This window comes from Mycoplasma sp. AC1221, assembly GCF_054353815.1.
This window is the reverse complement of sequence record NZ_JBTHHH010000026.1, coordinates 1-6,318: the sequence shown is the minus strand read 5'-3', so window position 1 is coordinate 6,318 and position 6,318 is coordinate 1. Positions and strand designations below refer to the sequence as shown.

The window sequence follows — 6,318 nt, the reverse complement described above, 5'->3', positions numbered from 1 at the left end:
AAAGCTACACAATAGTCTAATTTTTATAGTGTAGCTTTTTAGATTGCATTTTGGGTAACCTATCTAAGTGATAGGTTATTTATCCTCTCTTTGGCTAGTAAATAAATCAAAATCATTTGCCTCATTTTCAACACCATCAACATAATTGAAATCATCTAGTTTTGGTAAATCACGTAAAGTAGAAATTTTAAAGTGATCATAGAATTTATTTGTTATCCCATATAATATTGGTCTACCAGGAGTTGGCGAAATACCAACCTCTTCAATCACACCTTTAACTAATAAAGTATTAATTACCTGATCAGATGCAGTTCCTCGCACTTTGTTAATTTGACTACGGGTTATTGGTTGTTTATAAGCTACAATTCCTGCTACTTCAATAGCAGCATTTGATAAACGATGTGGACGCACAACTGATACCATCTTAGTTATATATTCTTTAACACTTTCACGGGTAGCTAATTTATATATTTCATTGAATACTACAACTTTTAAACCACGATCTTCAGAGTTGAAATCCTTATGAAAATCTGCCATTACTTTTTTTGCTTCGTGTAAGGTATTTAAGTTAAATATTTCTTTAACTTGTTCTAAAGTAAGTCCATCATCACCTTGAATATATAAAAGTGCCTCTAATATTTTATTCTTCATTGAATTTTTCTCCTCTGGTTATTGAAATTGCATCAAATTGATTATCTTGTTTGATTAGTAAATACTGTTGTCTTGCTAAATCTAAAACTGCAATTAAGGTAATAACAAAGTGATTTAAGGTTGGTTGATTAAATACCATTTCAAAAGTTAAGGTTTGGTGTTGTTTTAATAAATTCTTAATAAACGGAAATTGATCGGATGGTGTTAAATTAAACTTTTCAAGTTTGGTTTGTCTTAAATGCTGTGCATAAACTCTTTCAAACATCTTACGCAGAACATTAATTAATTTTATCGGATTTGAATGTCCATCAAGTTTTGCTGAATCACTGTCTTGAATGTATTCATCAATATTACTTGCTTTTTTAATATAAATATCAGCGCGCTGACTTTGAAATGTTTTTAAAGCTTCACGAACCTGACGAAACTGCTCATATTCAACTAAATCTTGAATAAACAATTTCTTTTCTTGTTCTATTTCTTCATCCACTTCATCAGGACCTTGTAGGATCATCTTTGCTTTTAGGTTGATTAAGGTTGTAGCCATTACTAAATAATCGCCAGCAATATCAATTTCTGCTTCTTTTAAATGATTAATGATTTGAATATATTGAGTTGCTAATTCGATTAAATTAACTTCCATGATGCTTATTTTCTTCGCTTTAATTAACTCTAACAACAAATCAAGTGGTCCATCAAAATCAGCTAATTTGAAATTATGCTCATAAGAATAGTTAAGATTTTTATTTTTTAATTTCATCAGTATATCCTAACTTTGCAGCAATCATATCTTTTGCTTTAGTTGCAATTATTGCTGGTTCCTTAGTAATATTAGTTTTAGCTTTTAAAGTAGTTAAAAATGAAACTGTAACTTTGATTCTGCCATGACGTTTGAGACTAAAAGCATCTAATGTATTTGAGATAGCAACAGGAATCACATCCATATATGTATTATTAGCCATTTTATAGATACCTGATTTAAAATCACCTAATTTCTCTTCTTTAATGCGGGTTCCTTCCGGAAAGACAATTCCAAAAGTTTTTTGATTTTTGACAAAATCAGTAAATTCATCTAATGTACGAAGACTATCGCGGATATTTTTGTTATCTATAAAAAATGAATCAAGTAGTTGCATTGATTTATAAATAGTTTTACTTTTTTTCAATCCTTCTTTACCAATAAATGTAGGGACACGAGGCTTATCAATAAATTCTTGATTTGTTTGTTCTAATGCAGCAATCAAAACTAAGGCATCAATATATGATTTATGGTTAGGGGTTAAAATAATTCCACCATTATTTGGAATATTTTCAATGCCTTCAATAGCCAAATCAATATTATAAATTTTAATTAATTTCTTAGCAATTTTTAGAATAAACTTATAGCGTTGTTCACGAGAAACTAATTCAGGTGTTTTTTTATACTTACGCAGCATTGAACCAAGTTTCAATCAACGACGCAATCATGCTAAACATGTAGCAAGAAACTTAATTCTAGTATCTATTGTAAATTTCATTTATTCCCCCATATTAATTACAAAAGCAACCAATATATCTTTTTCATGCGAAATTGTAATAATAAAATCTTTAAAGATTCATCTATTATTTATTTTTTTTATATCAATTTCTTTAAATTTATAATATTGATTATCTGCTTTGAAAATAGCTTCCTTTATTGCTCAACTTCGTGCTAAAAATAATTGCTTTTGTTTTTGTTTAAGTTTATCAAATTTAACTAATTCATCTGCAGAAAGCAACCTATCAATAAAAGAATTACTTTTGTTTACAAACCTGGAAATATGTGTTATATCAACACCTATTTTCAATTTATTCATATATTAAATTATATTATAAAATTAGGTTTTTTAGTGTATAAAAATAAGCTAATTTTAATATTTTTTGCTTTTAAATTTATGTGTTTTGTTATTAAAACACAACAATATTAATATTGTTGTGTATATTTTATACTCGATCACCATATTTTGTTAAAAGTGTTTTGTAAATATTTTTAGTTTGAGTTTTTGTTAAATTTTCATCTATAAAAATCTTTTTTCCTTTATTAAAAGTAATTACAGTTAATTTTACATCTTTGTATAAAAAGTCTTTTTCATATTGTGGTGAACTTTGATATAACCCAAAATCTTCCACATAATATAAGTCATTTGGACTAACTACATCAAATATTAAATGAGTATCTGATTGGTGTGTAGGATCTGGTATAAGATATTTTTGATTGTATTTGTTTTTATCGTTTGGATCATGTCAATATTGAGCTATAAGTAAATTATTTTCTTTAAAGAAAACTTCAAGGTTTTGGTTATTTAAAAAAATATTAGAAAATTTTTGTAAATTAAGTTCAAGAATATCTTTTTCATCTAATTTTCGAATATCAAAATCTAAACTATATTTTTTACTATTATATAGTTCCACAAATAATTTACGATCAAATTTATTAAGTATTTTTTTCTTTAGGTCATCTAGTGTCTCAATAATAAGGTATGGCTGCTTAAATAAAGGTATCTTATCTTTGTTTCAAAGATAACTTCAATACTTACCAAAGCGGTCTTGGTTAGATACTATTTTATTTTGCTTTTGATATCACTCGAGTAAATTATTAAATTCATTTGTGGCATTAATCTCTGCTTTATTTTCCGTCGGTTTTTTTGTTTCAACATTTGAGCAAGCAATTAAAATAGGTGCAATCATTGATACAGAAACAAATAATATCAATCACTTATGATGCTTCATTTATTTTACCTCATATTTTTTTTCAAGAAATTCAAAGAGATCTATAACTTCTTGCTTAGTTAAGTGATCATTTACAATCGGATTAATTTTAATATTTTTATTTATTACAGCAGAATCCATAAATGATGCACCTCCACTTGCAGGTTGGTAATACCTCGCAGGTTGCAATTGTCCAGTATGTACTTTAATAAACGAGATTTCATCAGGATTACTTCTAGGATTATATATCAAGTAATCTATTTGGGAATAGTCAATACGATAGCGAGCATGTCAAGATGTAGAAAGAACCAAGTTTTTTGTCTTAAAAAATTCATCTATTTTTTGATTATATAAATATTGTTCTTCGAATTTTTGTTCATTATACTTATTTATTTGCTCTTGTGTCATATTATTAGGATTAATTTTTCAATAATCATTGATATTAAAATCCCTCTCTTTTTCATTTAACCTTAAAAACATATTGTATATTTTCTTATAAAAATCTAGTGAAAACCTACTTAAATAATCATTCCGAACTTGATTGGAACTTGTAAATATTGTGAAATTATTCTTTAATAAGGTTTCAACACCATACCCACCATTATTTTCACCAGATTCTCATTTTAACATAAAAAAATCATATGGATTTCTTTTTATATTAGTTTGGGTTTGGTAAAGATCAAGTAATTCAGCAAATCTTAAACGATAATCAATATTTTCATCGTCGTAATTTATAGAAACTTTGTTACTAGAGCATGACAAAGCTATTAAAGAAGTTGATAAAACAGAAGATGCTAATATAGTTTTAAATGTTCTTTTCATTTATCAAGATACCAAATATGTCATTGCAATATTATCATCAATAGAATTTTCAAATAATGAATCTTTATATTTTACTACCCTTGCTCGATATAAACCTGATATATTTGCATTATGGATTATAAGTTCATCTGTTGAATCTTCTGTAATTATTTTTTTAATTTGCTTTCAATTCCCATTTTTATCTTTATATTCTAAAATTAAATCATAATCAGAATATAATTTTTGTTCTTGTCTTTTTAGGGTTTCATGTAATTTAAGTTGGCTGTCGTTTTTATGTGTACCACTTCACACTAAATCTGCAATTCCTGTTCCGATTGCAAAAAATGGAATTAAATATAGATATCAACTAAAATTCGAACTTGGTTTATTTTCTTTATTTTTAAGCAATCCAGCATTGAATAATCACGAACTAGCTACTCTTATGTTTTGTCCTTTATAAGCATAAAATTCTTTTGTTGCTAACACAGTTCCGTTTGTTTTTTTATCAATATTAGCAATTGTTAGATTATCAAACGCTTTAAGCATCTTTTCAAAATTAGGAATACCAGCTCCATATTTTAGTGAGTACCCATTACTTTTATAAGCTATATCATTATTATTCGGAATTCAAGATGCCACAGCTAAAATTGCTTTAATTGCTTGAATTCTATAATTATCATTATTAATTAAACTTTTCTCTCTTAATAATGTAGATATCAACCCTGAAATAATTGGTGCTGCATAACTTGTACCAATTTTATTATATTGACTATCACCATAACCCAATATTTTTCTTTTATATAAATAACCTGGTGCAACAACATTAGGTTTTGCTAAGTTTTTATATTTATCAAATAATAGATAATTTGAATATCGGGCAATATTATCAGATGATATTCCACGATATGAATCATATTCTAATGCTCCGACTACAATATTGTTAATTGATAATGATTTTGAATTTATTCATTCATTTCCTTTGTCACGGTTATCATTATCATTCCCGGATGCAAATACATTTATAATTCCATATTTTCTTGAAATACTATCCAAAAGTAAGTTATTTTCATTATATTCGCTACCTAATAAATCATAAATCGATCCATAACTATGATTTATAACTTTTACACCATTTTTAACAAACCATTCAAGGGCGCCTTCTCATTCTTTATCAGTTTTAAAACTACTAAAATACATTTTAGCGTATCTGTCAAATCCCTGACTACCAGCTGCAATCAATGGAACCTCTTGAGAATGATGGTTTAATTCAAGATTTTTATTTGTTATTAGAACCTCATAACCTCTGTTTAAAAAGTCATTATCCATAGTTTCATCAAATTTTCCACCAACTTCTAAAATTCCAATTTTAGATGTGGGTATATAACTTCTATGATTTTCTCGCTCTTTTTGTTTAATAAAATCCATAAACAAATCATTATTATTATTTATTTTTCTATAAAGTTTATAATATGGATCATATTGATTACTATTGCTTAGTTGTACAACACTTTGATCAAAAAGAACAATTCCTAATATTGAATCAAGTTTTTGTATTTTTTCAACAAAATTTTTTCGTTGTTCTTCGTTTTCAAAATAAAATCAAACAAACGGTGCTAACGAAGAAGTTTTAACATCTTTAAAAATTAGATTTGATTTTTTGATTTTTTCAATGAAATCTTGGTTCTTGTTTTTTAACAAATCCTCCAAATCATTTTCGCTGTTTTTGTCAAATTCATGTTTTAAAATAATTTTCAACTCGAAATTTTTAAGTGAATTAATTATAGTCGGATCAGAAGAACTTGTCTTTATTCTAAAATTCCTCACTTGAAATTTATTATTATGATAATTTTCAAATCATTTAATATCAGATTTTCCTTTTTCTTTAACTGAAAAAATCACTGTAGATGCTAAAACTAATGCAGTCGTAGGTAAAGCTCATAATAACATCTTTAATTTACTAAATCTTTTCATTATCAATTCCTTTCAGTTTTTATTATTAAAACAATATACTTATAATGTTCTAAATATAATTTCTATCATTATTTTAACATAAAAGCATATTTTTGTAGAAATATTCGTAAATTGAATAAAAAAATGCCCCTTAGGCATAGTCCTTTGAAAACTGAATAGTAATTATAATTC

General features: G+C 26.4%; 7 protein-coding genes. All 7 read right to left on the bottom strand.

Going from position 1 to position 6,318, the window contains the following annotated elements; translation table 4 throughout:
• Positions 1 to 75: 75 nt before the first annotated feature.
• The 7 genes from scpB to ACXYRK_RS04035 all read right to left on the bottom strand — a co-directional run bounded on the left by scpB (position 76) and on the right by ACXYRK_RS04035 (position 6,147).
• The gene (scpB, locus tag ACXYRK_RS04065) at positions 76 to 651 is read right to left on the bottom strand and encodes an SMC-Scp complex subunit ScpB (RefSeq protein ID WP_458614816.1); all 576 of its coding nucleotides are present in this window, start codon (positions 649 to 651) and stop codon (positions 76 to 78) included.
• Positions 641 to 1,408, bottom strand: a complete 768-nt coding sequence (locus ACXYRK_RS04060; protein WP_458614137.1) for a segregation/condensation protein A — start codon at positions 1,406 to 1,408, stop codon at positions 641 to 643. Before ACXYRK_RS04060 ends, scpB begins: the two co-directional genes overlap by 11 nt.
• On the bottom strand, positions 1,392 to 2,165 hold the full coding sequence (locus ACXYRK_RS04055) for a lysophospholipid acyltransferase family protein (protein WP_435129286.1): 774 nt from the start codon (positions 2,163 to 2,165) through the stop codon (positions 1,392 to 1,394). The genes ACXYRK_RS04060 and ACXYRK_RS04055 overlap by 17 nt, the downstream gene beginning before the upstream one ends.
• Positions 2,166 to 2,483, bottom strand: coding sequence for a 4'-phosphopantetheinyl transferase superfamily protein (locus ACXYRK_RS04050; RefSeq protein WP_458597541.1), 318 nt, complete (start codon positions 2,481 to 2,483; stop codon positions 2,166 to 2,168).
• 127 nt (positions 2,484 to 2,610) lie between these two features.
• Positions 2,611 to 3,396: a hypothetical protein gene (locus tag ACXYRK_RS04045; protein WP_458618248.1), complete on the bottom strand. Its 786-nt coding sequence runs from the start codon at positions 3,394 to 3,396 to the stop codon at positions 2,611 to 2,613.
• Complete coding sequence (locus tag ACXYRK_RS04040) at positions 3,397 to 4,197, bottom strand: hypothetical protein (RefSeq protein WP_458614813.1); 801 nt, start codon at positions 4,195 to 4,197, stop codon at positions 3,397 to 3,399.
• Positions 4,198 to 6,147: a S8 family serine peptidase gene (locus ACXYRK_RS04035; RefSeq protein WP_458597544.1), complete on the bottom strand. Its 1,950-nt coding sequence runs from the start codon at positions 6,145 to 6,147 to the stop codon at positions 4,198 to 4,200.
• Positions 6,148 to 6,318: the final 171 nt, after the last annotated feature.